The sequence below is a fragment of the Staphylococcus cornubiensis genome, assembly GCF_900183575.1.
Taxonomy (GTDB): Bacteria; Bacillota; Bacilli; order Staphylococcales; family Staphylococcaceae; genus Staphylococcus; species Staphylococcus cornubiensis.
Map to the genome: position 1 here is coordinate 1 of NZ_FXUZ01000114.1, position 255 is coordinate 255.

A 255-nucleotide genomic window follows, 5' to 3' on the forward strand; every position below is an offset into this window, starting at 1 on the left:
CTGGTGTGTACTTATCATTATCCGCTTGTTTACCGATTGTCACTGGTACTGTAATGTGGTCTGTTGTTCCATCTGGATATTCTACAGTTACGCCTACATCTGTTGTGCCTTCTGTTTCACCATTTGGTAATTGACTTGGATCATCAATCGTAATTGTTGGTTGATCTCCATCTGTTGGATAGTTCGGTACTGTTACTGCACCTTTCACTTCATCTTCTGATACACCTGTACCAAAATCTTTTGTGATTGGTGTTG

General features: G+C 40.4%; 1 protein-coding gene. It reads right to left on the reverse strand.

What is annotated here, in order from left to right:
- Positions 1-255: Rib/alpha-like domain-containing protein (locus CCE82_RS12805; protein ID WP_206184417.1), on the reverse strand; the 255-nt coding region annotated here is incomplete at both ends.